General features: G+C 61.6%; 19 protein-coding genes. 2 read left to right on the top strand and 17 right to left on the bottom strand.

Annotated features, from left to right (window positions below; translation table 11 throughout):
- Positions 1 to 50: 50 nt before the first annotated feature.
- Complete coding sequence (locus ACLK1G_RS20375) at positions 51 to 4,121, top strand: dermonecrotic toxin domain-containing protein (RefSeq protein ID WP_420767061.1); 4,071 nt, start codon at positions 51 to 53, stop codon at positions 4,119 to 4,121.
- A gap of 50 nt (positions 4,122 to 4,171) precedes the next feature.
- On the opposite strand, the gene ACLK1G_RS20370 is transcribed toward ACLK1G_RS20375, so the two are convergent.
- Positions 4,172 to 5,074: a LysR family transcriptional regulator gene (locus tag ACLK1G_RS20370; protein WP_420767060.1), complete on the bottom strand. Its 903-nt coding sequence runs from the start codon at positions 5,072 to 5,074 to the stop codon at positions 4,172 to 4,174.
- Between the two features lie 138 nt (positions 5,075 to 5,212).
- Here ACLK1G_RS20370 and ACLK1G_RS20365 point away from each other — a divergent pair, with 138 nt between their 5' ends.
- On the top strand, positions 5,213 to 6,469 hold the full coding sequence (locus ACLK1G_RS20365) for an MFS transporter (RefSeq protein WP_420767100.1): 1,257 nt from the start codon (positions 5,213 to 5,215) through the stop codon (positions 6,467 to 6,469).
- Positions 6,470 to 6,509: 40 nt separating this feature from the next.
- On the opposite strand, the gene ACLK1G_RS20360 is transcribed toward ACLK1G_RS20365, so the two are convergent.
- The 16 genes from ACLK1G_RS20360 to ACLK1G_RS20285 all read right to left on the bottom strand — a co-directional run bounded on the left by ACLK1G_RS20360 (position 6,510) and on the right by ACLK1G_RS20285 (position 26,927).
- Entirely contained in the window at positions 6,510 to 6,965 is a 456-nt protein-coding gene (locus ACLK1G_RS20360; RefSeq protein ID WP_420767059.1) for a type II secretion system protein M, read from the bottom strand.
- Entirely contained in the window at positions 6,962 to 8,071 is a 1,110-nt protein-coding gene (gspL, locus tag ACLK1G_RS20355; protein WP_420767058.1) for a type II secretion system protein GspL, read from the bottom strand. Before gspL ends, ACLK1G_RS20360 begins: the two co-directional genes overlap by 4 nt.
- Entirely contained in the window at positions 8,068 to 8,916 is an 849-nt protein-coding gene (locus ACLK1G_RS20350) for a type II secretion system protein GspK (RefSeq protein ID WP_420767057.1), read from the bottom strand. The genes gspL and ACLK1G_RS20350 overlap by 4 nt, the downstream gene beginning before the upstream one ends.
- Positions 8,913 to 9,446, bottom strand: a complete 534-nt coding sequence (locus ACLK1G_RS20345; protein WP_420767056.1) for a type II secretion system protein GspJ — start codon at positions 9,444 to 9,446, stop codon at positions 8,913 to 8,915. The genes ACLK1G_RS20350 and ACLK1G_RS20345 overlap by 4 nt, the downstream gene beginning before the upstream one ends.
- The gene (gspI, locus tag ACLK1G_RS20340) at positions 9,439 to 9,822 is read right to left on the bottom strand and encodes a type II secretion system minor pseudopilin GspI (RefSeq protein ID WP_420767055.1); all 384 of its coding nucleotides are present in this window, start codon (positions 9,820 to 9,822) and stop codon (positions 9,439 to 9,441) included. The genes ACLK1G_RS20345 and gspI overlap by 8 nt, the downstream gene beginning before the upstream one ends.
- Positions 9,815 to 10,282 carry a type II secretion system minor pseudopilin GspH gene (gene gspH, locus ACLK1G_RS20335; protein WP_420767054.1) on the bottom strand — a complete coding sequence of 156 codons (468 nt, stop codon included), beginning with the start codon at positions 10,280 to 10,282 and terminating at the stop codon, positions 9,815 to 9,817. The genes gspI and gspH overlap by 8 nt, the downstream gene beginning before the upstream one ends.
- A 2-nt stretch (positions 10,283 to 10,284) precedes the next feature.
- Entirely contained in the window at positions 10,285 to 10,740 is a 456-nt protein-coding gene (gspG, locus tag ACLK1G_RS20330) for a type II secretion system major pseudopilin GspG (RefSeq protein ID WP_420767053.1), read from the bottom strand.
- Positions 10,741 to 10,744: 4 nt separating this feature from the next.
- Positions 10,745 to 11,953: a type II secretion system inner membrane protein GspF gene (gene gspF, locus ACLK1G_RS20325; RefSeq protein WP_420767052.1), complete on the bottom strand. Its 1,209-nt coding sequence runs from the start codon at positions 11,951 to 11,953 to the stop codon at positions 10,745 to 10,747.
- 4 nt (positions 11,954 to 11,957) lie between these two features.
- The gene (gspE, locus tag ACLK1G_RS20320) at positions 11,958 to 13,430 is read right to left on the bottom strand and encodes a type II secretion system ATPase GspE (protein ID WP_420767051.1); all 1,473 of its coding nucleotides are present in this window, start codon (positions 13,428 to 13,430) and stop codon (positions 11,958 to 11,960) included.
- Positions 13,427 to 15,355, bottom strand: coding sequence for a type II secretion system secretin GspD (gspD, locus tag ACLK1G_RS20315; RefSeq protein WP_420767050.1), 1,929 nt, complete (start codon positions 15,353 to 15,355; stop codon positions 13,427 to 13,429). The genes gspE and gspD overlap by 4 nt, the downstream gene beginning before the upstream one ends.
- A gap of 14 nt (positions 15,356 to 15,369) precedes the next feature.
- Positions 15,370 to 15,879 (bottom strand): type II secretion system protein N, encoded by a 510-nt coding sequence (locus ACLK1G_RS20310; RefSeq protein ID WP_420767049.1) that lies wholly within the window; start codon positions 15,877 to 15,879, stop codon positions 15,370 to 15,372.
- Positions 15,880 to 15,946: 67 nt separating this feature from the next.
- Positions 15,947 to 17,413 (bottom strand): N-acetylglucosamine-binding protein GbpA, encoded by a 1,467-nt coding sequence (gene gbpA, locus ACLK1G_RS20305; RefSeq protein ID WP_420767048.1) that lies wholly within the window; start codon positions 17,411 to 17,413, stop codon positions 15,947 to 15,949.
- Between the two features lie 344 nt (positions 17,414 to 17,757).
- On the bottom strand, positions 17,758 to 18,825 hold the full coding sequence (hemE, locus tag ACLK1G_RS20300; RefSeq protein ID WP_420767047.1) for a uroporphyrinogen decarboxylase: 1,068 nt from the start codon (positions 18,823 to 18,825) through the stop codon (positions 17,758 to 17,760).
- Between the two features lie 267 nt (positions 18,826 to 19,092).
- Positions 19,093 to 20,511 carry an FAD-dependent oxidoreductase gene (locus ACLK1G_RS20295; protein WP_003196992.1) on the bottom strand — a complete coding sequence of 473 codons (1,419 nt, stop codon included), beginning with the start codon at positions 20,509 to 20,511 and terminating at the stop codon, positions 19,093 to 19,095.
- Positions 20,512 to 20,544: 33 nt separating this feature from the next.
- Complete coding sequence (gene gltB / locus ACLK1G_RS20290; RefSeq protein WP_420767046.1) at positions 20,545 to 24,993, bottom strand: glutamate synthase large subunit; 4,449 nt, start codon at positions 24,991 to 24,993, stop codon at positions 20,545 to 20,547.
- A gap of 350 nt (positions 24,994 to 25,343) precedes the next feature.
- Positions 25,344 to 26,927, bottom strand: a complete 1,584-nt coding sequence (locus tag ACLK1G_RS20285) for an AAA family ATPase (RefSeq protein ID WP_420767045.1) — start codon at positions 26,925 to 26,927, stop codon at positions 25,344 to 25,346.
- Positions 26,928 to 26,937 lie beyond the last annotated feature (10 nt).

The following is a 26,937-nucleotide window of genomic DNA, read 5'->3' as shown; positions in this document are numbered from 1 at the left end:
CGGCGTTCTCCAATAGCTTGCCTCTTCCGAAACTTTCCCAGGAAGAGCCCATGTTGGATAACGACTCACCGCCCCAGCCCAACATTCCACAGGGCAATGGCGCCAGCGATCCCAGTGCCGAATCGACACGCCAGATCAGCGCCTCGCAGCGGCAAATGATAAACCTGAGCAAGGCCGCGCCACGTCCTTGCCGGGTCACCAGGCAACACTTGGAATATTGGTTCAAGCGAACCTTCCCCACCGTCGCGGGCGATATGGCGGTCGATCAGCTTTTCGTGCGCACATCGCAGAAGGCCCGGCTCTCTCAATCGGAACGTGAACCCAACGGGCAAAGCCCCAGACAAAAAAAAGAAGATATTGCCGGCCTTGAACATTTTTTCTGGCGCGCCATTGCCGGCCAGGTAGATATCAGCGATAGCTTTGCTGATCTGGACAGCCTTGAAATAGTCGTGGAAATGGACGGCTCCAAGCGAGTGCCCACCGCCCTGAACAGTCCCGCGGCGAAAAAACAATTCCAGCGACTGCTCGGTACCACGCCAGTCGCTTATGAACAGCTGCTCATGACAGCGTTGGATGACTTCTGGGATACGCCGGCCGCGTTCAGCCAGGGACGAAACGTCAGTGACTGGTTGGCGAACGAACTCGCTGCGCAACTCACGGCACTGGCGAACCTTCATCTGCATGACAGAACGCTGAGCCCGCCGATGCATAAGGCGGTAATGGATTCGCTGTCGGCGCCGGACGCGGCGTCTCGTAGCCAGCTGGCGGAGGGTACCAGGCCCGGGGTGTACAGCCTGATCGCCGCTTTCAATGATTGGGGATTGTCCGTTCCGGTAACCAGCGCCGCTGTCCTGTCGCGACATGACGCGGACGTGGATTGGGGAGGTGCCGTGCTGTACCGTCCCGGTAGGCCGTTGGAGGTCTACGAAGATTCAAAGCAACTGAAGATTTCCTTCATAGGCGACAGCACCGCAGATGAGGTGGAACTCGTGCCGTTGGAGCAAAGCTTCCTGACGCGTCTGGTCACGGACGTGCGGACAACGCAAAAAGCCGCCATCCGCGATGCCTTGTCGAGCGATGTTGTCGACGGGGAAAACATCTCCGGTTGGATGCATCGGCTGGACGCCGCAGCGGACCTTGGAATGCGATTGGATCTGGCAGGCGCCCTGGACGAACGTGAGTTTCGGCTGAAGCTCAAGAGCCTGCATCATTGGCTGCACGCCAGCCCCCATATCATCGGCAGCGACCGTCTGGCGTGGTGGCAGGCGACGCAGGCCTTACAAGAAACCCTCACCGCTATGGCGGCGCCGCCGGACCCGGTTTCAATGGGCACTGCGCAGGCCATTCGGGACCAGGCTCGCACGCTGCTGGCCGGCTTCATCAAAGCGAAGTACCCAGCGGCTGATCCTGACGACATAACCTTGAGTATCCGAAAAGAGACGGTCGATCCGCACGCGCCGACGGGCCATTCACCGTTCAGGTCTGGGGTCTCAATGGGCAGTGCCAAAGCGTTCCAGGACGACACGCGCTTGCTGACGGACTGGGCGATGTCCAACCTGACGGATGAGGAGCGCCAGGCAGCCCACCACACCGTCGTTGGCCCGTTGAGCTTTGCACAGATTGTCGACGTCATCGAGCGGGCCGACGTGGGTGCGCGCCTTCCGGCTGTGCTGCAACGCATGGCACGGGAGCGACAGACTCAATGGATGGGTGTGAAAGCCAAGCACATGCGGGCCCAGGTGTGGGCGGCCCATATCTCTGGAGACCTGCGACACGACAAGGACAACACCGGCTTGAAGCTGGTCCTGGCGGCACTGGACCGCCCTGGATCGGCGGGACGTGGCAAGGTCAACGGGCATGAAGTGGTCGTCCGGCAATTGCATTGGGGCGACAGCGTGTTGAAGGACCTGCTTGCGTTCGGAGTGAAGTCATTCGCCAGCCGTCCTTCGTTGACCTTGTACACGCCGGGTGCGCCGGACGGAAAAACCTTCAGGGACGTGGATGCATCAGGCAGCGGACGGGCGTTGCAAACAGCGTTGGCGCAGACCCTCACGGCCACCCCGGAGATGACCCGCTGGCTGATCTCCCATCTTCCGTTGCCGGAGCAAGCCGCTCAGGTCGCAGGCATGTTGCCGGCAGAAGATGACCTGACCGTCCAAGCGAAAATAAAAAAGGTCACGCAATCGGTTTTCAAATGGACAAGGGACAGGGCTCGAAACGATTTCGCCTTCAACGTCACTTCGCCCGTGGTCGAGGGCGACCTGTTGAAGGCATTGCATGAAACGCAGATAACCCATGTCCTCAAAACGGTACAGACCCTGACAGTGAGCAACGCCGAACGCGACAGCGCAGCGGCTCGGGAAGGGCGTCGCAACGGTGTAGCCCTGTTGACCGGGGCTATGTCCATGGTTCCGGTGGGCCGCTTGGGTGGGATATTGGGACGAGCGATCTTGCCGACCCTGGCAGGCGGTGCCGCCGTCTCGGCGATACAGGATGAAGAGGGCAGCGTCGGCCAGTGGACGAGCGATTTCATCCGCGGGCTGGGTGAGGTGCTGGCCGAGGGCGGGCAAGACTTGATCATGGCCCGCGCGACACGGCGTCGGGGCAAGGCCCATCCGGCCTTGGCATCGCTGCCTCGCATGCCGGACCCGCAGCTAAAGCCGTTCCAGCTCAAAGGCTTCGATGGCAAGGGGCTGCTGCCCGAGGGGCGCAGCCTCTATAGGGATGTGCACGGACAGGGTTATCTGAGGCTCGGGAAGGATTACTTCAAAACGGCTTTCCAGAACGGCGAACGAGTCATCTACACACCGAGCAACCGCACGGACCAGCGCGCAGTGACGTGGGAAAACGGCCAATGGACCCTGCAGGAGCGGCAGCGTCTGCTCGGCGGAGGCGGGTATTTCAGCCGGGATCCGGAGCGTGCCGAAGATCGAACCTTCAACGCACTGGTGGAGGGCGTGCTGCCCAACGGGCATGACCTGCCTCGCGAAGTCGTCGACATGACGAAGCGTGTCGTCCGCACGATGCCTGAGACCTTGGCCGAACGCATACTCAAGGAAAGTATCGATGACGTTGGCGCGACCGACGTCGAGACTTACCGCTCATTGATGAGAACCGTAAATCGACAGAATTTTGCCAGGCATAAAGCTCACCGTAAGAACCTGGCCAATAAAATCTGTATTTGGGAACTGGTTGAGCGAACGAATGACAATCTTCAAAAAGGAAAACACTTTTCCCTCACCCCGCCGCAAAAAATGCGGCTGTATGAGACGCTGGTCAAGCACAAGGATGAGTTCACGCTCGACCATCAACTCAAAGTAAGCACAACGATATTGCCCGACAACGTCACGGGTGCGAAATACATTGTGATCGTCCCGAAAACGGGAAAGAAAAAAGAGGCTGCCGACAGGATAGCCAAGGATATTACCGACACGGTGAAGTACGTGGAAAACTCCATGGACGCCAAGTTGGACACGATGTTTACCGGGGACGGGCCAGCTGTGGCGGCCGCAAGGCAAGCGTACCTGGATTCGCCGGAGTATCAGGTCAAGATCATCGACGAATTCAGGAAAGAAAGGGCCCGTCGACACAGACCCGGGTTACTCACCGAGATCAGGAATTTCAAGATCCCCTACATTATCGTCAACCGAGGCAAGACCCAGCGAAGCGCATTTTTCACCACTGAAGAAGACATCAACAATTTCACCAGAACCCTTGAAAACTACAGCCCTTTCGATATCGAGCTGGTCACCCAAGCCGCCTCCAACAAGGTCACCGGACAGGCCTCCGCTTCTGCTCCAGCCGCTATCACGCCGCAGGCTCCCACCGTTATTCCCAGGTACACGGTGACGATCAGCCCATTGGCTGAGGCGCAGATGTCATATGACAATTTCCCGGGAACCGCCAGGGTGAAAGTCATGGAGATCATGGATGACCTCCGTGCCGGCAGGATCACCAGAAAAAAAATCAACCGATATTACTGGTACGACATGGCCCAGTTGGGTTTTGGCGGAGGAAGAGGCGCATGGCGCGCCGCGTTCGAACGTCACGGCGATACCTGGACCCTCCAAGGTTTTTACGACTATCACGCGACCCGAAACGCTACGGTCTGGGGGGATTGAGCAAGAGTGCCAGGTCAGCCCGTGGACCGCGGATACATTGCGTACAGAGCCTAGGATCCGGGTGAATCCGCTCCGTCGGTCAACAACGCCACAAACGCCGCGGCCATCGGCGAACGCTGGTCCTTGCGCTGGACCAGCCACACCGCCGAAACCGCCGCCGGGTCTAGCAGCGGCCGATAGACCACGCCGTCGATACGCATGCGTTGGTAAGACGCCGGCAACACCGAGACCCCGAGGCCAGCCGCCACCAGGCCGATGATGGTCATGGCCTCCCCTGCTTCCTGGGCGAAGTGCGGACTGAAACCGGCGTCGCGGGCCAGATTCAATAGCTGGGCGTAAAGACCGCTGCCGTAGCTTCGTGGGAAAAATACGAAAGGCTCGTGGGCCAGCGCCGACAGGTACAAGCCTTCGTCGCTGCCCTGGGCAAGCGGGTGCTTGGCGCCAAGCACGGCCACCAAGGGCTCGCGGCTGAGCTCGATTTCCACCAGTGAATCGGGCAACGGCAACGGCCGCATGATGCCCACCTCGATGGTTTCATCCACCAACGCATCGGAAACCTGGGTGCTACTCATCTCTCGCAGGTTGAGGTGGACGGCCGGGAAGCGTTGGCGAAAGTTGAAGATCGCTTGGGGAATGGTCGAATTGAACGGTGCCGAGGACGTGAAACCGATTTTCAGCTCGCCCAATTCTCCCAATTGGGCACGGCGCGCTACGTCGGCCGCCTTGTCGACTTGCGCCAGCACGCGTCTGGCTTCTTCCAGGAACAGCCGCCCGGCCTCGCTCAGTTCGACCCGACGATTGGTGCGCTCGAACAACCGCGCGCCGATTTCTTCTTCCAGCGCCTGGATCTGCTGGCTCAAGGGCGGTTGAGAGATGCCCAGGGCCAGCGCGGCGCGGCCGAAATGCAATTCTTCGGCAACGGCGATGAAGTAACGCAGGTGGCGCAATTCCATGGGTAATCCAATAGGTCGCAAAACGTCTTAAACAGGTCGAATAATATATTGGATAGAAACATTAGCCGGCTATATGCTTTTTTCAACGCCTGCCTGGTCGTGCTCCCGAGGTCCACCGTGAAAACTGCTACCGCTCCACTGGCCCATGAAGTCCCGTCTCGCACAGAGGAGAACGTCGGCGCCGAACTCAAAGACATCTTCATTGAAAAAGGCACGCCGATGTTCATGCGTACGGTGCTCGCCTTGTTCTGTGGCGGCTTCGCGACGTTCGCCCTGCTGTATTGCGTGCAGCCGATGATGCCGCTGCTGTCCCTGGAGTTTTCAATCAACGCCGCCCAGAGCAGCTTGATCCTGTCGGTGGCGACCGGCCTGCTTGCCATCGGCCTGTTGATCACCGGCCCGATTTCCGACCGTATCGGTCGTAAATCGGTCATGGTGGCGGCGCTGTTTGCCGCGGCGCTCTGCACAATCGCCAGTGCCATGATGCCCACTTGGCAAGGCGTCCTTGTCCTGCGCGCCTTGGTGGGGTTGTCGCTCAGTGGCTTGGCCGCGGTGGCGATGACGTACCTGAGCGAAGAAATTCATCCCAAGCACATCGGCCTGGCAATGGGGCTGTATATCGCCGGCAACGCGATTGGCGGCATGAGCGGGCGCCTGATCGCCGGCGTGTTGATCGACTTCGTCAGCTGGCACACCGCAATGCTGGTAATCGGCGGCCTGGCCTTGATCGCGGCGGCGGTGTTTTGGCGGATTCTTCCTGAATCGCGCAATTTCCGCCCCCGGTCGCTGCATCCACGCAGTCTGCTGGACGGTTTCATCATGCACTTTCGCGACGCCGGCCTGCCGCTGCTGTTTCTTGAAGCCTTCGTGTTGATGGGCGCGTTCGTGACGCTGTTCAACTACATTGGCTACCGCCTGCTGGCCGCGCCTTATCACCTGGACCAGGCATTCGTCGGGCTGCTTTCAGTGGTGTACCTTTCCGGCATCTACAGCTCGGCGAAGGTGGGCGCCATGGCCGACAAGCTCGGGCGTCGCAAGATGCTCTGGGCGACCATCGCCCTGATGTTGGCGGGCCTCGTCCTGACCTTGTTCACACCGCTATGGCTGTTGATCATCGGCATGCTGGTGTTCACCTTCGGTTTCTTCGGGGCGCACTCGGTCGCCAGCAGCTGGATTGGCCGTCGCGCCCTCAAGGCAAAGGGGCAGGCGTCGTCGCTTTATCTGTTCAGCTACTACGCCGGCTCCAGCGTCGCGGGCACCGCGGGCGGCGTGGCGTGGCACCTGGGAGGCTGGAACGGTGTCGGCGTGTTCATCGGGACGTTGCTGGTGATTGCATTGTTGGTGGCGGTGAAACTGGCGAAACTGCCGCTGCTGCCGGGGAACTTGCAGATCTAGGCTTGGATAGTTCACTGTCCCGACAAAAGTGAAACCCGAGTCATTGACGCAAAACCACCTGAGCCCGCAACACGCCGTTTTCCGCTTCCAAGGCCAGCGACTGCAACCTCGTGCCTTGCCGCTCCAGTTGATCCAACCAATGAAGCAGCGGCTTGGCATCGCCGTTGACGGCGAGCCGCAACAAATCGTCGTCAACTTCCATTTCCGCGATATCCAACCCAGCCTTCTCCGCACTCTCGTTGACTCGCACCGACAGCAACCCCGCGATGCTCGTTATCGGCCGGGTGGGTTCGGCGCGCAAGATCCGCGCCAGCAATCGGGAATGTTGACGATGCTGGCGCTCGGCGATTTCCAGCCGTTGCCGAGTCGGCTGCCATATCGAGGTGTAAGCCAGCACCATGCACAACAGCCCGACCAGCCCTACCAACAAACTCTGTTCACGGCGCGATAGGCGTCCCCAACGCTGTTTCAGAACCGCCAAGTTGTGGAAAGTCATCCGGTTTTCTCCAGCCTGAGGATGGCTTGCACACGGTTGTCCTGTTTGCTGGCGCTGCTCAGGGTGACCGGCAACCCGTTCTGCTGTCCACGTTCACGCAATTGTTCAAGTTCAGCGAAGCTATTGGCCGTCAGTTGGATTTTCCAGCCTTCGCCGTCATGAAAATCGATGCGCTGCACTTCGACGTTGCTGGCGCCTATGACTTGCTCCGCCAGGCGAACCAGACGCGCAACCTGGGTGTCCCTTTGGCCCACGTGTCGGTCTTTTTGCATTGCCTCGAACTGCACCGCCAGGTCGGCGATCAGCGCCTGCCCGGGGTACAGCGATCGGAATCGTTGCTCGCTCTGGGCATATATAAGTCGGGTTTCATCTTCAAGAAAACGCACTCGTGCTTCGCTAAAAGCCCAGGTCAGTACCAACATCCCCATCAGCGCGGCTGAAGCACCGCGCCACGGCAAAGGTCGACGGCGCCGACGGAACTCACCCTGCAACAGGTCGATGGGATGTCCACCGGCGTCCAGTACCCATTGATCGATGCCTGGACGATCGCGCTCTTCATCCAACCAGTGGATGCCCTCGGGCAGCTCAGGCTTGAGCGTTGCCAAGGCCCTCGTCGACAACGCTACCCGTGCCGACAATTCTCCGCCCAGCAACCAGCGACCGAACCACCGCACGGCAAACGCCTTGTCATCAGGGAACAGGTCGGCATCGACCTGCACTGTCCGAACGTTGATGCCCTGTGCGCCGAGCAACGTCAGCAGCGCTTGGAACCGAGCCCGCTCCGTCACCATCATCGAGTAGCGGTGTCGGCGGTCCCGTGGGCCGATACTGATGTGCAGCACCTCCAGGTTGTCACTCAGTTGCTCTTCGATGGCGAATGCCAAGGCCTGAGGCCTTGGTTGACGTCGAGAGGGCCACGGATCGCTGCGCAACCAACTGCACATTTCCATGGGCAGCAACACGTCGACAAACCTGCCGTTCAATTCGTTGGCGGCCTGCTGCAAAGGCAAGCGGCGGCGTTCGCCGGCTGGCGACCACACGCAGCAGGGCCAGTTGGCGCAAGGCGCGTCGAGGCCTTCGACGGTCAGGTAAAGCCAGTTTTTCATCTAGGAAGCTCACTGGGGATAAACGGTAAAAAACGGCGCTGGCGAACCGTCACGCGCCCACTGACGGGATCAAGCTCGATATCCGAGGCCAGGCGTACACGGCTACCGGCGCGGATCACGCTCACAGTGATCCGAAACCACCGACTTCCCACCCCTAACCCATGACTGCTAAGGCCTAATCCGGAGACCAGTGGGTCGTTGTTGAAAGCCTGCACGCTGGCGTATGGCGCCTGGCGACGCTGGTTGACCAGCGCCTCCGCTGGCCCGGCCTCCAGACCATCCAGACTCATCAACAAGCGCTGCGGCGCGGTGTTGATGTTCAGTCGCGCCTCCTTGGGCAATAACACCACCCAGGGCTCCAGGCGCTGTAGCGTCTGGCCGTCGATGCCCGGTAACAGGCGCAGTTGACTCAATTCCTGCACCGGCCCGACCTGAGGCAACGACAGTGGCGGCAGGTCCAACAAGGCGATCAGCCGGCTCCAGCGACCGAGGGTCACCTGATCGATCTGGCCCAGCGCCAGCAACCCATTGAGATTCAGGCGCCCCGACAAATCCTCGACATGGACATGCAGCTCGGCGCCGTCCACTTCCAATCCGGGCCCCAGCCGGGCCCAATCCTGGCTCAGGTCAACTGGCCCGGACGGCGTTATCCCACTGTCTTCGATTCTCAACAGCGCCCAGGCTTCCCCTGCCAGCCCCAACTGACGTAACTGAAGCTGTTGCAGTTGCTGCGCGCTGCTCTGCAATAACAGCCGATGACTGCGCAACATGCCGCCGACCAGCAACAACGCCAGGCTCAGCACCAGCAACACGCTGATCAAGGCAACACCTCGCTCTCGGTTCATGACCGTGCGCCCGGCAACGGCAGCACTCGGCGAATCCGCTCGAAACGCGCCGTCGAGATGACTAATTCCACCGCCAACGGCGGCGTACCGCCTGCGGTTTCGTTGCCCCAGCCTCGTTGCTGATCGAATATCCGCCACTGCAGGCTACGCACGTCGTCGAGCAATTTTTGCCGCTGCACGAACGTCGTGCCTTCACCGACACTGTCGCGCCACAGCTCGGTCCCCTCAAGCCGATAGCTCACCGTTTGCCGTTCGCTGCGCGGCTGGTCGAGAGGGTTGCGCCAGTGGCTGCGCTGCAGCTTCAAACCCTCGGATACAAGCACCACCGAGCCGATCACCGCCTGCCAGACGTCTCGTTCGATCACGCTGATGGCACGCTGCAAGGCCCTGATGTCGCGCTCATGCAGCCCCGCCCCCTGCTGGGCCCGCGCGACGCCATCGAACAGTCGCCAGCCGGCCAGGCCGAGCAAGGCAAAAATAGCGATAGCGATGACCAGCTCCAACAAGGTGAAACCCGACTGCTTATTCATGGCTGCGGATCCATCCGGTGGTGCGGTGTACGAAGGTCGGGCTGTCGACACGGCTGACTTGGATCTCGACCTGCAGCAGCTGCCCGTCACAGGCCGGAACAATACGTTGCTGCAAGACCCAGCCACGGCCATTCAAGTGCCGGTCCAATCGCTGCCGACCAATCGGCGTCTCAACTTGCAGGCGCAATTCGCTCAACTGGTTGTCCGCCAGCCACGCGCCGAAAAGGCGCTCTTCAAGCCTGGCGCTTTGCTTAAGCACGAACTGGCTCGCCGATAGCACAGCCGCCGCCAGCGTTGCGAAAATTGCCAAGGCGATCATGACCTCCAGCAACGTGAAGCCCCGACAATCGGCGACATGCCGGCGCGCGCTATTCATCGATCCGCAGCTGCGCCAGGCCATCGCTGGATACGCTGGAAACAGCCTGGCCGGCCATTTTGATGCGTAACCTGAACGGGCTGATCTCATCACTGCTGAGCAGTAATAATTGCGGTGGCCCTGGCACATCATCGAGGCGCAGGACATGACCGTCCTGTTCCAACCCAAGCATCAGCCCCTCAGGCAAGCGACGCCATGCCGACACCGCCGTCCAGCCACGGGCTTCGAGCCGCAATGCCTGATAACCGTCAAGCTGCACCCGCACGCCATATTCCTGGCCCTCCAATACCGCCCGCTCACGTAGCTGCTGCACCACACCGACAAAATCCAGGGCCTGCTGTCGGGCCTCACGCGTCGGGCTCGTCCCCGTGGCGAAGCGGACCATGCCTGCCAGGACGCCAATCAAGACGATGACGACCATCAGTTCCAGCAAGGTGAAGCCCCGGCATCGACGATCCATGTTCATTCGGCCCAATTGCCGATGTCCGCCGCCATTCCTTCACCGCCGGCCACGCCATCGGCGCCCAGGGAATAAAGGTCATAGCTGCCATCCAGGGATTTTTGCCCAGGATTGAGATACTGGTAGGGCGTGCCCCAGGGATCGACCGGCAGGCTTTTCAGATATCCGTGGGGATTCCAGTTCCTGGGCGCGGGCGTGCCGGTCGGGCGCGTGTTCAATGCCGCCAGGCCTTGTTGGGTCGAGGGATAGTGAAAGTTGTCGAGGCGGTACATTTCCAGGGCCGTGGCGATCGCCTGGATGTCGGTCCGAGCGGCCGTGGCCTTGGCTTGGTCGGGGCGGCTCATGAATTGCGGCACGACAATGGCACCCAGGACGCCAATGATGACCACCACCACCATGATCTCTATCAAGGTGAAGCCGCGTTGAGGCCGTGCAGGACGATTGCTTTGAAGTTTCATCGGATCAATTCACCCATTGGTTGAGGCTCAGGATTGGTAGGAGGATGGCCATGACGATCAGCAGCACGACGCCGCCCATCAGCACCAACATGGCCGGTTCGAAAAGGCTCACCACCAGCGCGATGCGCGCCGCAAGGCTGGCCTCCTGTTGTTCGGCGGCACGGGCGAGCATGTGGTCGAGTTCGCCGGCCTGCTCACCGCTGGCGATCATGTGCAACATCAACGGCGGAATATCGCCGCCCTGCTCCAGGCCACGCGTAAGCGTCCCGCCTTCGCGGACCGAACGGGCGACTTCGGCCATGCGGGCGCGAATCGTCAGGTTGCCGATCACTTGCGCGGCGATGTGCAGGGCATCCACCAGCGGCACGGCGCTTTTGCTCAGGATCGCCAGCGTGCTGGCGAATCGGGCCGCCTCCATCGCCCGCAGCAATTCGCTCAACAGCGGCAGCCGCAACAGCAAACGATGCCAGCGCAGGCGCCACGCCGGCTGGCGCAGGCTCCAGCGCCACAGCCCGAACAGCCCGGCCAGCGCACCGAGCATCAACAGGCCATAGCGGCGCAAGCCATCGCTCACGGCGATCAGCGCCTGGGTCAGCCAAGGCAACGGCTGACCGCTGTCGATGAAAATCTTCACGACGTCCGGCACCACGTAGCCCAGCAGAAAAGCGACAATCGCGACGCAGGCCAGCATCAGAATCATTGGATAGACCAGTGCTAACTGAATGCGCTGGCGCGATGCCTGGCGCGCCTGGGTGTAGCTGGCCAGTTGTTCCAGCACCTGGCCCAAATGGCCGGATTGTTCGCCCGCCGCAACCGTGGCGCAGAACAAGTCTGGGAACGCCTGGGGAAATGCCCTCAGCGCCGTCGCCAGCGCGTGACCCTCCATCACCCGGCTGCGCACCGCCGCCAGTAAGTGCGCGATGCGCCGCTTCTGGCTCTGTTGCGCCACCGCTCCGAGGGATTCCTCAAGGGGCAGGCCGGCCTGGATCAACGTGGACAACTGCAAGGTCAGCAGCGCCAGGTCCGCCGAACTCAAACGCCCCCCCGCATGCCGTCCGCCCAAGTTTCGCTGCGCCTTGGCTTCGGTCACTTCGCTGGGCAACCAGCCGCGCTCGCGCAGCACCTGGCGGGCATGACGAAGGCTGTCGGCTTCCACGCGGCCCTTGCGGCGTCGGCCTTGGGCGTCCTCGGCCCGATAATCGAAGGTCGGCAAGGTGCTAATCCTCCTGGGTGATGCGTAGCAGTTCATCGACGCTGGTCAGGCCTTCCAGCACTCGCGCTCGACCGTCCTGGAACAGGCTGCAAGAGGTTTTGCGCGCCTCGTCCGCCAGCGCCTGCTCGGTAGCGCCTTGGTGGATCAGCTGCGACAGGCCAGCACTGACGTTCACTAGCTCATAAATGCCGAAGCGCCCGCGATAGCCTCTCTGACACTGCTCGCAGCCTTGGGCTTTGAACAACCGAGGCGCGGCGTCGGCTTCGAGGCCCAGGCGCCGACAGGTAGCCGCATCGGCCACATAAGGCGTCGCGCAGGACGGACACAGGCGGCGCAACAAGCGCTGGGCGACGATGCCGGCGAGGGACGACGCCAGCAGATACGCATCCACGCCCATGTCCACCAGCCGCGTGACCGCACCGACGGCGGTGTTGGTGTGCAGGGTCGACAGCACCAGATGCCCGGTCAACGACGCCTGGACGGCGATTTCAGCGGTCTCGCGGTCGCGTATTTCACCGACCATCACCACGTCCGGGTCCTGGCGCAAAATGGCCCGTAAGCCACGGGCGAACGTCATGTCGACTTTCGGGTTGATGGGCATCTGACCGATGCCCGGCAGGTGGTATTCGACGGGGTCTTCGACGGTGAGGATGTTGCGGCTCTGGTCGTTGATGCTGCTCAACGCCGCATATAACGTGGTGGTTTTCCCCGACCCCGTGGGCCCGGTGACCAGCACTATGCCGTGGGGCTTGCCGAGCAATCGGCGCAGGCTGGCCAGGGTGTCGTCGGGTAGGCCCAGGCGTTGTAGCTCCAGACGCCCGGCCTGCTTGTCGAGCAGGCGCAACACCACGCGCTCGCCATGGGCCGAAGGCAGGGTCGAGACCCGCACATCGACTTCGTGCCCGGCCAGGCGCAACGCCATTCGCCCATCCTGAGGCACGCGTTTCTCGGCAATGTCCAGACGCGCCATGACCTTGATTCGTGATACTAACAGGCTCGCCAGCTCCCGGCGCGGCCGGAGCATTTCCTGTAACTGGCCGTCGATGCGCATGCGGACCGAGAGGTATTGCTCGAACGTTTCCAGATGCACGTCCGAGGCGTGTTCGCGGACCGCCTCGCTGAGCAAGGCATTGATCAGCCGGATGATCGGCGCATCGCCCTGCTGTTCCAGCAGGTCCGTGGTCCGCGGCATCTGGTCGGCCAGGCTGAGCAGGTCCAGCTCCTCGTCCAAGCCTTGGGCAACCTGCTCGGCGGCGCTCTGCCCCTGGCGATAGACGCTGGCCAGACGTGCGGCAAATGGAGCCGTTTCCACAAGCTGGATGGGCAAGTCCCGCCCGCACAGGCGCCGCACTTCAGCCAGGGCGGTCAGCGGCGCATCGCGGCGCATGACCAGGCTCAAGTCCGGCCCTTCGCCTTCCAGCAGCACTCCCAGGCGCCTGGCGAAACCAAAGGGCAACGACGCTCGCGGATCAGTCACAGGGGCTCCGGGCGCAGTTGATCGGAATCACCCATGGGCGGCTGCGAGGACGACTCGAACAAGTGGCGAGCATCCCGAGGCAACAGCAGCGAATTGTTTCTTTGCGAGCCAGGCTTGCTCAGTTCCCGGAGCGCGTCGTAGCGCTGGCGGCTGACCTCGGCGAGGTCTTCGTTGCTGCGCACGATGGTCGGACGCAAAAACACCATCAGGTTGCTTTTGGTCTGGGTGTCGCGGTTCCAGCGAAACAGCGCGCCCAGGTACGGAATGCTGCGCAGCAGCGGCACGCCGCTTTGCTGGGTGCGGACGCTGTCGCGGATCAACCCGCCGATCACGATGATCTCGCCGTCGTCCGCCAGGATCGTGCTCTTCAAGGCGCGCTTGTTGGTAATCAGGTCGGAGGAGTCCACGCCCGAGACGGACGGCGCGATGTCCGAAACCTCCTGCTGCACTTCAAGGCGCAAGGTCGATCCTTCGTTGATGTAGGGCTTGACCTTGAGGCTGATGCCAACGTCCTTGCGCTCCACGGTGGTAAAGGGATTGTCCGCGCCGTTGCCGCTGGTGGCGTAGGAGCCCGTCTTGAATGGCACGTTCTGGCCGACGATGATTTCCGCTTCCTGGTTATCCAGGGTCAGCAGGCTGGGTGTGGAAAGCAGGTTGCTATGGGTATTGCTGGCCAACGCCGAGACCAACGCACTGAAGCGATCGCTTCCCAGGCGCAAGACTGCACCTTCCGGCGCACGGTCGAGCTCATTGAAATTCAGGTTGCCGATGATCGGGATATCAGTTCCCGGAAAATTGATGATCCCTTTGGCGCTGCCGGCGTTGAGTCCCCACTGCACCCCCAGCGCGTCGGTAATATCCCCGGAAATTTCCACGATGGCGGCGTGGATAAGCACCTGGGCCCGAGGCTGATCCAATTCACGAACGATTTTCTCAATGGTGCGGACCTGGGCCGGATCGGCGATCAGCACCAGTGCATTCTGGCTCTCGTCCGCCTTGATCATGAAGGGCCCGGTGCCGGCGCCTTCCCGCTGGCCGGCCAGAGCCCCCGGATTGGATTTGTCCTGTCCAACGCCTTCCAGTACCTCGGCCAATGCCTTGGCATCGAGGTGGCGCAGGCGGATGACCCGTGCGTTGTCCTGGGATGCGGCGGCCGGAACGTCGAGGGTGCGGGCCAGATCCACCAGGCGCTGGCGCACCGTCGGGGAACCAATGATCACCAGGCGATTGCTGCGGGCATCGGCAATCACCAGGCCGGCCGTATCGCCCTCGCGCTTGCCGCCGGCGGCTTCCATCAGCGGCGCGATATCCCTGGCCTGAGCATGCCGCAACGGCACCACTACATGATTGCGATTGCGGCCCGAATCCAACTGCCGCACCACGCCTGCGATGCGTTGGGCGTTGGCGGCGCTGTCGGTGATCACCAGCGCATTGGACGATACCGATGGGCCGACGTAGCCACTGGCTGACACCAGGGGCCGGACCAACCCGGCAATGTCCGCGGCGACACTCGATTGCAAGTCGATGACCCGGGTGACGAACTGCGATGGCGTCGCGTTGTTGGCATCAGCGACCGCGGCGCGTGTCTTGGCATCGCCGACCGGGATGATCAGGATCCGCTCGCCTTCGTCGATCACGGTGAAGTTATGCGCGTCGAGCACCGAATAAAACAGCCGCCGCACCCCCTCGCGATCGAGCGGTTGGCGGGACATCACGGTAATGCGTCCCGATACCCGGGGATCGAGCACAACTGTCTTGCCTAGGATCGCTGAAAACTCCTCGACCACATCGCGCAGTTCCGCATTGTTCATCGCCAGCTGCCAACGGGCTTCCTCGGCCCGCAGCGAATCGGCAAGCACCAGCGGGCAGGACACGACAAGGCAGAGCAGCACCCTTGATGCAAGCCCCCCGATAAAGCTGTTCATCTTTTCGATCACTCTTATTGCCCGGCGACCGGGCGTAGGTATTGCGAGGAAGGGAGAACCGCCTGGCGGTTGTCTTCCGAATCCAGCCGGCGCAGCAATGGCTCGGCCGGTGGATGCAGCGCCAATCGCTCTTCACGTCCGTTGCGCCACAACGTCACATGGCGGGCTTCCACCCGGCGCAACACGCTGCCACTCGGCAAGCGTTCGCCCACCTGGTAGATACGCGGGCCGGCGGCGTCCGCCAGCAATGCCCGGGACAAGCCCTGGCCGGTCACGAAGCTGGCTTGCAAGGTCATCGGCTCCGCGCTCGGTACCTGGGCGCCTTCAGGTGCCAGCCCGAGCACGGTCGCAACCGCCAGGACATTGGGCAATTCGCGAACAGCGGCTTTCTGCGGGTCGGTAACTACCGGTACATCACCGCTCGATCCCTGGCGAAACCGCCATTCTTGCCCGGCGAGGAACGCCCCGTAAGCCAGCGGTATGATCAGCGGCAGGATCTTCAGCAAACGGTCATTGATAGGCATCACAGCCTCCTCATCAGAAGGCTCCAGACGATTCGCGAGAATCGCCTGGAGCCTTGCCTGCCAGGACCTACAGCTTGTCCCAAGCGTTCTGCCACGAAGCACCAACACCCGGCTCAAAGCCGTTCGAGGTCGGGCTGTATTGCTTGCAATAGCCAGACGCGGGGAACGGCTTGCACTGGAAGACTTCGTCAGTCTTGGGTTGCAAGACTTTTGTGCCGGCGGTGTAGTCAGCGATGCCGTCAGGGAAGACAAAATCGTATTCGATACCGGCGCCTTCACCGGTCAAGGTGACGCTCCGAGTCGCCTGGCGAGTGGTCCGCCCGTCCTCGGTAGTCCCCACAAGGGTGAGCGTATGGGCGCCCGGGGCACTGCGCACGTCCAGGTTCAGGCCGGTGCTACCCGCCCCTACCGTCCGAGTCTCCACGCCGACTGGTTTGTTCTTCTCGTCGAACAGCGTGGCTTCAAGCCGCATCTTGCGGTTTGTCTGCGCGGTGAACGCCAGGGTTACCCGGCCTTTGTCGAGAACGTATTCCGGCTGCAAGGCAGTGATTTCCATGCTCGCGCCAGCGTCTTCCTGCATGTCCAATTGCACTTCGTAGCGGTTCACGCCGCTTTCCTTCTGGGCATAGAGGGTGTTGGCGCCCTTGACCGGAGTGATACTGCCTTCTTCGTCACGAATACCCGCGCGAATCAGCGTGTGTGCGTTGTTGATCGCCTCGGCCAATTTGAACGACCAGTTCTCAGGCTTGGCTTCTTCGGCATGGTCGATGCCGATTTCGACGCTGTATTCGCTATTTTCACCGGCTGAGGAGAACGCCCGGGCCTTGACCTTGTCCCCCACCAGCAAGGGGGTCGACGGCGCAATGCTACCCACCGGCGACCAACCGCCCGGCAGCGCCGCTTCGGCAAGAATGTTCACATCCGCCGGATTGTAGAAAGCGGCGTCAGTGTCGCCCACCGTCCACACCGCCAGGATCACGTGATGGCCTGATTTGCTGTCGGGAATGACGCACTGGTGCTTGGCCCCGCCCACCGGAACCTGGTGACCTCCATCGACCGTACAGAACGGCGCGCTGTCGAACGAGGCGCGCTTGAGTGATTCGTTTGGATTCCAACCGTCGCGGGTAATGAAATATTCGTGTTTGGTCGCCGGATGCACCGCGGTGTACTGCCATTGAAAGGCAATGTTGCGGTCCCTGATCTCAGTCAGATGCCAATGCGTGGCCGACTGCGCGTCAAGGGCGGAAAAGAGCGGGATACCGCCGCTGGCGATTTTACCGTCGACAGGTCCTTGCAGCGGCGCGCCACCGGCGCCGTTGGGAAAACCCTTGAAGGTTTCGCCGGTACTTTGCGGTTCGTACTGCGCGCCGCCGCAGTTTTGGTTATCGCCTCTCTGGCACAGTAATGCCCGTGAAGGCGGAACTTCCAAATATCCATGGGCGAAGACCCCCTGCGACGCGACCGTACTTGCCAATAGCAATAGCGAAGATGCACAGCCTGTCAAAACGCTGCGCTTGTTGAAATTATTATTCATATAAGATCCAGACTAATCTCGGGATGCAGCGACGTGCTGCACTCTCTTGAAAGGGCGTGCCAGAGCTATCAGCTCCTGCTCTTTCAACCGAGCGGAACCTTATAGAAAGTTCGAGCATCCCTATGTAGGACAAATCACCCAAGATAGAAGGAAGGATCTCTGAATCTCTTTATCTCTCCACAACTAAAGACGTTTCTTACAAATAAAAATAGTCACCAAACAAAAAGGCAAACGCTTCCATCCAATCCAAACAATTGACTAGTGAAGCGAGCAACACATAAACAGCCAGACATAAAAAAGCCCGTCCGGTAGGGGCCGGACAGGCGGGTAGGACAGGGCTGAAATCAGTCGTGATATTGGCCCGACAACTCATGCACCGCGCGCAGGAAGGCGCCGGCGTGTTCCGGGTCGACTTCCGGCGTGATGCCGTGGCCGAGATTGAACACATGGCCACTGCCCTTGCCATAGCTGGCGAGGATGCGTCCGACTTCGGCACGGATGGCTTCAGGCTTGGCATACAGCACGGTCGGGTCCATGTTGCCTTGCAGCGCGACCTTGTGACCGACACGCTGGCGGGCGTTGCCGATGTCGCAGGTCCAGTCCAGGCCCAAGGCATCGGCGCCGGCATCGGCGATACTCTCCAACCACAGCCCACCATTCTTGGTGAACAGGATCACCGGGACCTTGCGACCTTCGTGCTCGCGGATAAGGCCGCTGACGATCTTGCGCATGTAGGCCAGGGAGAACTCCTGGTACGCCGCCGCCGACAGGTTGCCGCCCCACGTATCGAAGATCTGCACCGCCTGGGCACCGGCCATGATCTGGCCGTTGAGGTACGACGTGACCGACTGCGCCAGCTTGTCCAACAGCAGATGCATGGCTAGCGGATTGTCGTAGAGCATCGCCTTGGTCTTGCGGAAATCCTTCGACGAGCCGCCTTCGACCATGTACGTCGCCAGCGTCCAAGGGCTGCCCGAAAAGCCGATCAACGGGACGCGACCGTTGAGTTCACGGCGGATGGTGCTGACCGCGTCCATGACGTAGCCCAGGTCCTTCTGCGGATCGGGGATCGGCAGGGCCTCGATGTCGGCCAGGGTTCTGACGACTTTCTTGAAGCGCGGGCCTTCGCCGGTTTCAAAGTACAGGCCTTGGCCCATGGCGTCGGGGATGGTGAGGATGTCGGAAAACAGGATCGCCGCGTCCAGTTGCGGGTAGCGGTCCAGCGGCTGCATCGTGACTTCGCAGGCGAACTGCGGATTCATGCACAGGCTCATGAAGTCACCGGCCTTGGCGCGGCTGGCGCGGTACTCCGGCAAATAGCGACCGGCCTGACGCATCATCCACACAGGGGTGACGTCTACGGGTTGCTTGAGCAGGGCGCGAAGGAAGCGGTCGTTCTTCAGGGCAGTCATGTCGGCATCCGGAAAAAAAGTGCGGGCATTTTCTCAGAGCGCGACGTAAAAGGCACGGCAAGAGCCGTGCCTTTTATCTATCGGGGCAATTTGTCGCGGTGCAACGCAGTCTTCCAAAACACCACAAACAACTGTGGGAGCGACGATTCGGCGCCCCGACTTGCTCGCGATGGCGGCATGTCAGCCAACGCATCTGGCGACTGATCTACCGCCATCGCGAGCAAGCTCGCTCCTACAGGGTTACCCCATTTCAGGTCTGGACGCGGCTCAGACTTGCAGGTAATCCAGGATCCCTTCCGCCGCATTGCGGCCTTCGAAGATCGCCGTCACCACCAGGTCGGAACCCCGGACCATGTCGCCACCGGCGAAGATCTTCGGGTTGCTGGTCTGGTGCTTGTACTGACCCTGCTCCGGGGCAACGACGCGGCCCTGGCTGTCGGTCTGGATACTGAACTGCTCGAACCATGGCGCCGGGCTCGGGCGGAAGCCGAAGGCGATGACCACGGCGTCCGCCGGGATGATCTCTTCGGAACCGGGGATCGGCTCGGGGCTGCGGCGACCGCGGGCGTCCGGCTCGCCGAGACGGGTCTCGACCACCTTCACGCCTTCGACCTTGTCCTCACCGACAATGGCGATCGGCTGGCGGTTGTAGAGGAACTTCACGCCTTCTTCCTTGGCGTTCTTCACCTCTTTGCGCGAGCCTGGCATGTTCGCTTCGTCACGACGATAGGCGCAGGTCACCGACTTGGCGCCCTGGCGAATCGACGTGCGGTTGCAGTCCATCGCCGTGTCGCCACCGCCGAGCACCACGACCTTCTTGCCCTTCATGTCGACGAAATCTTCCGGCGACTTTTCAAAGCCCAGGTTGCGGTTGACGTTGGCGATCAGGAAGTCCAGCGCGTCGTAGACGCCCGGCAGGTCCTCACCGGCAAAACCGCCCTTCATGTAGGTGTAGGTGCCCATGCCCATGAAGACCGCATCGTACTCTTCGAGCAGTTGCTCCATGGTCACGTCCTTGCCCACCTCGGTGTTCAGGCGGAACTCGATGCCCATGCCGGTGAAGACTTCGCGACGATTGCTCAGCACGGTCTTTTCCAGCTTGAACTCGGGGATGCCGAAGGTCAGCAGGCCACCAATTTCGGGGTTTTTGTCGAACACCACCGGGGTCACGCCGCCACGTACCAACACGTCGGCACAGCCAAGGCCCGCCGGGCCCGCGCCGATGATCGCCACGCGCTTGCCGGTCGGCTTGACCTTGGACATGTCCGGGCGCCAGCCCATGGCGAACGCGGTATCAGTGATGTACTTCTCCACCGAACCAATGGTCACCGCGCCGAAACCGTCGTTGAGGGTGCAGGCACCTTCGCACAGACGATCCTGCGGGCACACCCGGCCGCAGACTTCCGGCAGGGTGTTGGTCTGGTGGGACAGCTCGGCGGCCTGGAGGATGTTGCCCTCAGCCACCAACTTCAGCCAGTTGGGAATGAAGTTGTGCACCGGGCACTTCCATTCGCAGTACGGGTTACCACAACCCAGGCAACGGTGGGCCTGGTCGGCCGACTGCTGGGGTTTGAAAGGCTCGTAGATTTCCACGAACTCTTTCTTGCGTTGACGCAACAGTTTCTTCTTCGGATCCTTGCGCCCGACATCGATGAACTGGAAGTCGTTATTCAGACGTTCAGCCATTGTTAAAACCTCATCAAACTCTTCAGGCGCATATCACTGCGGGTTGGCACGGGTGCTGGAAAGCAACGATTTCAGGTTGGCCGCCTTCGGCTTGACCAGCCAGAAACGACGCACGTAGTCATCGAGGTTCTCGGCGAGTTCACGACCCCACTCGCTGTTGGTTTCCTCGACGTACTCGTTCAGCACGCGTTGCAGGTGGCTACGGTAGGCTTCCATCGCCTCGCCGCTGATGCGCTGGATTTCCACCAGTTCGTGGTTGACCCGGTCAACGAACGTGTTGTCCTGGTCAAGCACGTAGGCGAAACCGCCGGTCATGCCAGAACCGAAGTTGTAACCGGTCTTGCCCAATACGCAGACGAAACCACCGGTCATGTACTCGCAGCAGTGATCCCCGGTGCCTTCCACCACGGTGTGGGCGCCGGAGTTACGCACGGCGAAACGCTCGCCTGCGGTGCCGGCGGCAAACAACTTGCCGCCCGTGGCGCCGTACAGGCAGGTGTTGCCGATGATCGCACTGTCCTGGGTCTTGTAGACGCTGCCCTTGGGCGGAACGATGACCAGCTTGCCACCGGTCATGCCCTTGCCCACGTAGTCGTTTGCATCACCTTCCAGGTACATGTTCAGGCCGCCAGCGTTCCAGACGCCGAAGCTTTGCCCGGCCGTGCCCGTGAAGCGGAAGGTGATCGGCGCATGGGCCATGCCCTGGTTGCCGTGTTTGCGAGCGATTTCCCCGGAGATCCGCGCGCCGATGGAACGGTCGCAGTTGCAGATGTCCAGTTCGAATTCGGCACCGCTCAGGTCGTTGATCGCCGCAGCGGCCATGTCGACCATCTTCTCGGCCAGCTCGCCCTTGTCGAACGGCGGGTTGCGATCGACATGGCAAAACTGTGGCTTGTCCGCCGGAATCAGATCACTGCCCAGCAACGGGGTCAGGTCCAAGTGATGCTGCTTGGCGGTCTGGCCCTCGATCACTTCCAGCAGATCGGTACGGCCGATCAGCTCTTCCAGCGAGCGTACGCCCAGCTTTGCCAGCCACTCGCGGGTCTCTTCGGCCACGTAGGTGAAGAAATTCACCACCATGTCGACGGTACCGATGTAGTGGTCCTTGCGCAGCTTGTCGTTCTGGGTCGCCACGCCGGTGGCGCAGTTGTTCAGGTGGCAGATGCGCAGGTATTTGCAGCCCAGGGCGATCATCGGCGCGGTGCCGAAGCCGAAGCTCTCGGCGCCGAGGATGGCGGCCTTGATCACGTCCAGGCCGGTCTTCAGGCCACCGTCGGTCTGCACCCGGACCTTGCCGCGCAAATCGTTGCCGCGCAGAGTCTGGTGGGTTTCGGCCAGGCCCAATTCCCACGGTGCGCCGGCGTACTTGATCGAGGTCAGCGGCGATGCGCCGGTGCCGCCGTCATAGCCGGAGATGGTGATCAGGTCGGCATAGGCTTTCGCCACGCCGGCGGCAATGGTGCCTACGCCCGCTTCCGCCACCAGTTTCACCGACACCAGGGCCTTCGGGTTCACCTGCTTGAGGTCGAAGATCAGTTGCGACAAGTCTTCGATCGAGTAGATGTCATGGTGCGGCGGTGGCGAGATCAGGGTCACGCCAGGCACCGCATAACGCAGCTTGGCGATAAGGCCGTTGACCTTGCCACCAGGCAGTTGGCCGCCTTCGCCGGGCTTGGCGCCTTGGGCAACCTTGATCTGCAGCACTTCGGCGTTGACCAGGTATTCCGGCGTCACGCCGAAGCGGCCGGTCGCCACTTGCTTGATTTTCGAACTCTTGATGGTGCCGTAGCGCGCCGGGTCTTCACCACCTTCACCGGAGTTGGAACGCGCACCGAGGCGGTTCATGGCTTCGGCCAGGGCTTCGTGGGCTTCCGGGGACAACGCGCCCAGGGAGATACCGGCCGAATCGAAGCGCTTGAGCACCGATTCCAGCGGTTCCACTTCACTGATGTCCAGCGGCGTGTCGAGGGTCTTGACCTTGAGCAGGTCGCGGATCATCGACACCGGACGGTTGTCCACCAGCGCGGTGTATTCCTTGAACTTGCTGTAGTCGCCTTGTTGCACGGCCGCTTGCAGGGTGTTGACCACGTCCGGGTTGTAGGCGTGGTATTCGCCACCGTGGACGAACTTCAACAGGCCGCCTTGCTGGATCGGCTTGCGCGGGCTCCAGGCTTCGGCCGCCAGGGCTTTCTGCTCGGCTTCGATATCGACGAAACGCGCACCCTTGATGCGGCTCGGTACGCCACGGAAGCTCAGCTCGCAAACTTCTTCCGAGAGACCGATGGCCTCGAACAATTGCGCGCCACGGTACGAAGCGATGGTCGAGATGCCCATCTTCGACAGGATCTTGAGCAGGCCCTTGGTGATGCCTTTGCGGTAGTTCTTGAACACCTCGTAGAGGTCGCCCAGCACTTCACCGGTACGGATCAGGTCGCCCAGCACTTCGTAGGCCAGGAACGGATAGACCGCCGAAGCGCCGAAGCCGATCAGCACCGCAAAGTGATGCGGGTCACGTGCGGTAGCGGTTTCCACCAGAATGTTGGAATCGCAGCGCAGGCCTTTCTCGGTCAGGCGATGGTGCACCGCGCCAGTGGCCAGGGAGGCGTGGATCGGCAGCTTGCCCGGGGCGATGTGACGGTCGGTCAGCACAATCTGGGTACGGCCGGCGCGCGCGGCTTCTTCAGCCTGGTCGGCGATGTTGCGGATCGCTGCTTCCAGGCCGACGCTTTCGTCATAGTTCAGGTCGATGACCTGACGCTCGAAGCCAGGGCGTTCGAGGTTGGTCAACGAGCGCCACTTGGCCGGCGAAATGACCGGCGAGCTGAGGATCACTCGGGAGGCATGCTCTGGCGATTCCTGGAAAATGTTGCGCTCGGCGCCCAGGCAGATTTCCAGGGACATCACGATCGCTTCGCGCAGCGGGTCGATCGGCGGGTTGGTCACCTGGGCGAACTGCTGGCGGAAGTAGTCGTACGGCGTGCGCACGCGCTGGGACAGTACCGCCATCGGCGTGTCGTCGCCCATGGAGCCGACCGCTTCGTAGCCCTGCTCGCCCAGCGGACGAAGCACCTGGTCACGTTCTTCGAACGTCACCTGGTACATCTTCATGTACTGCTTGAGCTGGTCGACGTCATAAAAGGCCGAACCGTGGTCGTTGTCTTCCATGGTCGCCTGAATGCGCAGGGCATTCTTGCGCAGCCATTGCTTGTATGGATGACGGGACTTGAGACGGTTGTCGATGGCGTCGGTGTCGAGGATCTGGCCGGTCTCGGTGTCCACGGCAAAGATCTGCCCAGGGCCTACGCGGCCTTTGGCGATGACGTCTTCGGGCTGGTAGTTCCAGACACCGATTTCCGAGGCCAGGGTGATGAAACCATTGGTCGTGGTGACCCAGCGCGCCGGGCGCAGGCCGTTACGGTCCAGCAGGCACACCGCATAGCGACCGTCGGTCATGACGATACCGGCCGGGCCGTCCCACGGCTCCATGTGCATGGAGTTGTATTCGTAGAAGGCCCGCAAGTCCGGGTCCATGGTCTCGACGTTCTGCCAGGCAGGCGGCACGAGCATGCGCACGCCACGGAACAGGTCGATGCCGCCGGTGACCATCAGCTCCAGCATGTTGTCCATGCTCGAGGAGTCCGAACCGACGCGGTTGACCAGCGGGCCAAGCTCTTCGAGGTCCGGCATCAAATCGTTGGCGAACTTGGTGCGACGGGCCAGGGCCCAGTTGCGGTTGCCGGTGATGGTGTTGATCTCGCCGTTGTGGGCGAGGAAGCGGAATGGCTGGGCCAGTGGCCATTTCGGCAGGGTGTTGGTGGAGAAGCGCTGGTGAAACACGCAGATCGCGGTTTTCAGGCGCTCGTCGCTCAGGTCCGGATAGAAGGCGGTGAGGTCCGCCGGCATCATCAGGCCTTTATAGATAATGGTCTTGTGGGAAAAGCTGCAGATGTAGTGATCGGTGTCGGCGGCGTTGGCCACGGACGAACGACGACGGGAGCTGAACAGCTTGATCGCCATTTCCTGGTCGCTCAGGCCTTCACCGGCAATGAACACCTGTTCGATCAGCGGCAGGCGCTCGAGGGCCAGGCGGCCGAGGACGCTGGTGTCGATCGGCACTTTGCGCCAGCCGACGAGCTGCAGGCCGGCGGCCAGGATCTCGCGGTTCATGTTCTCGCGAGCGGCCTGGGCCTTGACCGGGTCCTGATTGAAAAACACCATGCCCACGGCGTACTGCTTGGGCAGGGTCACACCAAACGTTTCCTGGGCAATGGCACGCAGGAACTCGTCTGGCTTTTGAATCAGCAAGCCACAACCGTCACCGGTCTTGCCGTCGGCGTTGATCCCACCACGGTGGGTCATGCAGGTCAGGGCCTCAATGGCCGTTTGCAAAAGGGTATGACTGGGCTCGCCCTGCATATGGGCTATCAGGCCGAAACCGCAGTTATCCTTGAATTCATCTGGTTGGTACAGACCTGCTTTCATAGACACTTTCTCACCAGGCTGCCTCTTAGCGAGGCAAATTTCTTTTCAATTCAACCAGTTGCATACCGCGCCGAACGTACGCCAGCTTTGCGGGGGCAAAAGGGAGGTCATTGTACACACCGACACAGAGGCCCACAAATTTGACGACGAACTGTCGCAAATCCATGTCGCATTTGTGAAAGGTTTAAAGCTATATGCTGTGCTAGTCAAAACTTTTTTGGGTTCGACCGCTACGACTCAAACACTACTGTGACGCAGACACCACAAGGCGCGCGGCCTGAAAGGCCGCCCGCCCTTGCGGAAATTTTGAGGTTGCCGGGAGAGGCGGCCTGGGTAAGGCCGCCGAATCATCAGCGAGTTGCTGCCAGTTCCTGTTGGACGCTGGCGACAGTGCGAGGCCAAGGTTTACCAGCCTGAACCTTCGCTGGCAAGGCCTTGATGGCGGAAACGGCTGCGTCACGGTTGGCAAAGCTGCCGTAAGTGATGACATACAGCGGCTTGCCATTGAGTACTTTCTTGAAATAACGGTACTCGCCGCCTTGCTCCTTGACGAAGTTCTGCGCGGCGGTTTCAGAGCTGGTGCCGAGGATCTGCACCACATAGTTGCCCGGAGCCTGGCCGGCGTACCAGCTACCGCCCGCGGCCTTGGCCGGGGCAGCAGGCTTGGCCGCGGGTGCTGGCGCCGCCGGTTTGGCCGCTGGCGCAGGTGCAGGAGCGGGCTTGGCGGTGGCGACCTGAGTAGGCGCAGGGGTCGGCTTGGCGGCCGGAGCCGGCGATGGCGTCGGCGCAGGGCCGGCCGGTACGCCCGCAGGCGGCGCGGTGGTGGTCACAGTAGGTGGCACGTCGCTGGTGTCTTCGATCGGAGGCGGCGCTCCGTCGTCACCCTCGGTGATTCCACCGGCGGCTTCAGCCAACGGACCGCGCATGACCGGTTGCGACTGGCCGACCAACGGCAGCGGCATTGGCTGGGTGTTGCCGGCGAATTCCACCGCCGGTGCGCCGCCGTTGGGTTGTGGCGTCCCCTGACCGAGAGGCAGCTGTGCCTGTTCGTTGGCAGGTGCGCCGGTGGTCGGTGCTTTGCTGCGACCCGGCATCAGCCAGGCGGCAGCCACCGCGACCACGACCACGGCGGAAATCGCCAATACGTGTTTCTTCGGCATGTTGAACCCCATACTTGGACGCTTCACCGCTGAGCGGCTGGCGATCATGATTTCGATCAGAGCATCTCGGGCTACCTGGTTGATATTCCCTGGCCAGCCGTCGGAGCTTTCGTGAATCTCAGAGATCTGATCCGCGGTGAAAAGTTCGATACCCCGGCCGGCGCCTTCGAGACGCTGGGCCAGATATTCACGGGTTTCTTCCTCGGTGTAGGGCGCCAGTTCGATAACGTGGAAACGCTCTTCCTCAAGGTCCAGTTGCTCGAGGTCAGCGATCAACGACGACTCGCCAAACAGGAACACATGAGGACGACCCTCCGGCGCGCCGGCAGCCAGGGCCAACAGGGCTTCCAGGGCGGATTCGTCGAGTTGCTCGGCATCGTCCACCAGCAGATAGACTTCCTGCCCCGTCAACGCCAGTTGCACGATCTGGCCGAGAATCGCGCCGATTTCCGCCTGCTCGACATTCAGTGCCTGGGCGACCTGACGCAGCACGCCAGCTGCGTCGCCGGCGCCACGGGCCGATATCACGACGCTTTGCACCGACTGTTTGTTGGTGCTGGCCACCAGGGCCTGGCGCAGCAAGGTCTTGCCGCTGCCCTGGGGGCCGGTGACGACCAACAGCAACTGGCTGTAGCGCGCCAGGTGATGCAACTGGCCCAGCACCGGCTTGCGCTGGGCGGGAAAGAATTTGAAACCCGGGACCCGTGGGGCGAAAGGGTCGTGACTCAACTGGAAATGGCCGAGGAAAGCCTCGTCGGCATGCAAACTAGTCATCGGAATCTTT

It is taken from the genome of Pseudomonas algeriensis, assembly GCF_048847255.1.
Lineage (GTDB): Bacteria > Pseudomonadota > Gammaproteobacteria > Pseudomonadales > Pseudomonadaceae > Aquipseudomonas.
Note: the sequence above shows the minus strand (reverse complement) of the source record. Positions and strands in the feature narration are given on the sequence as shown.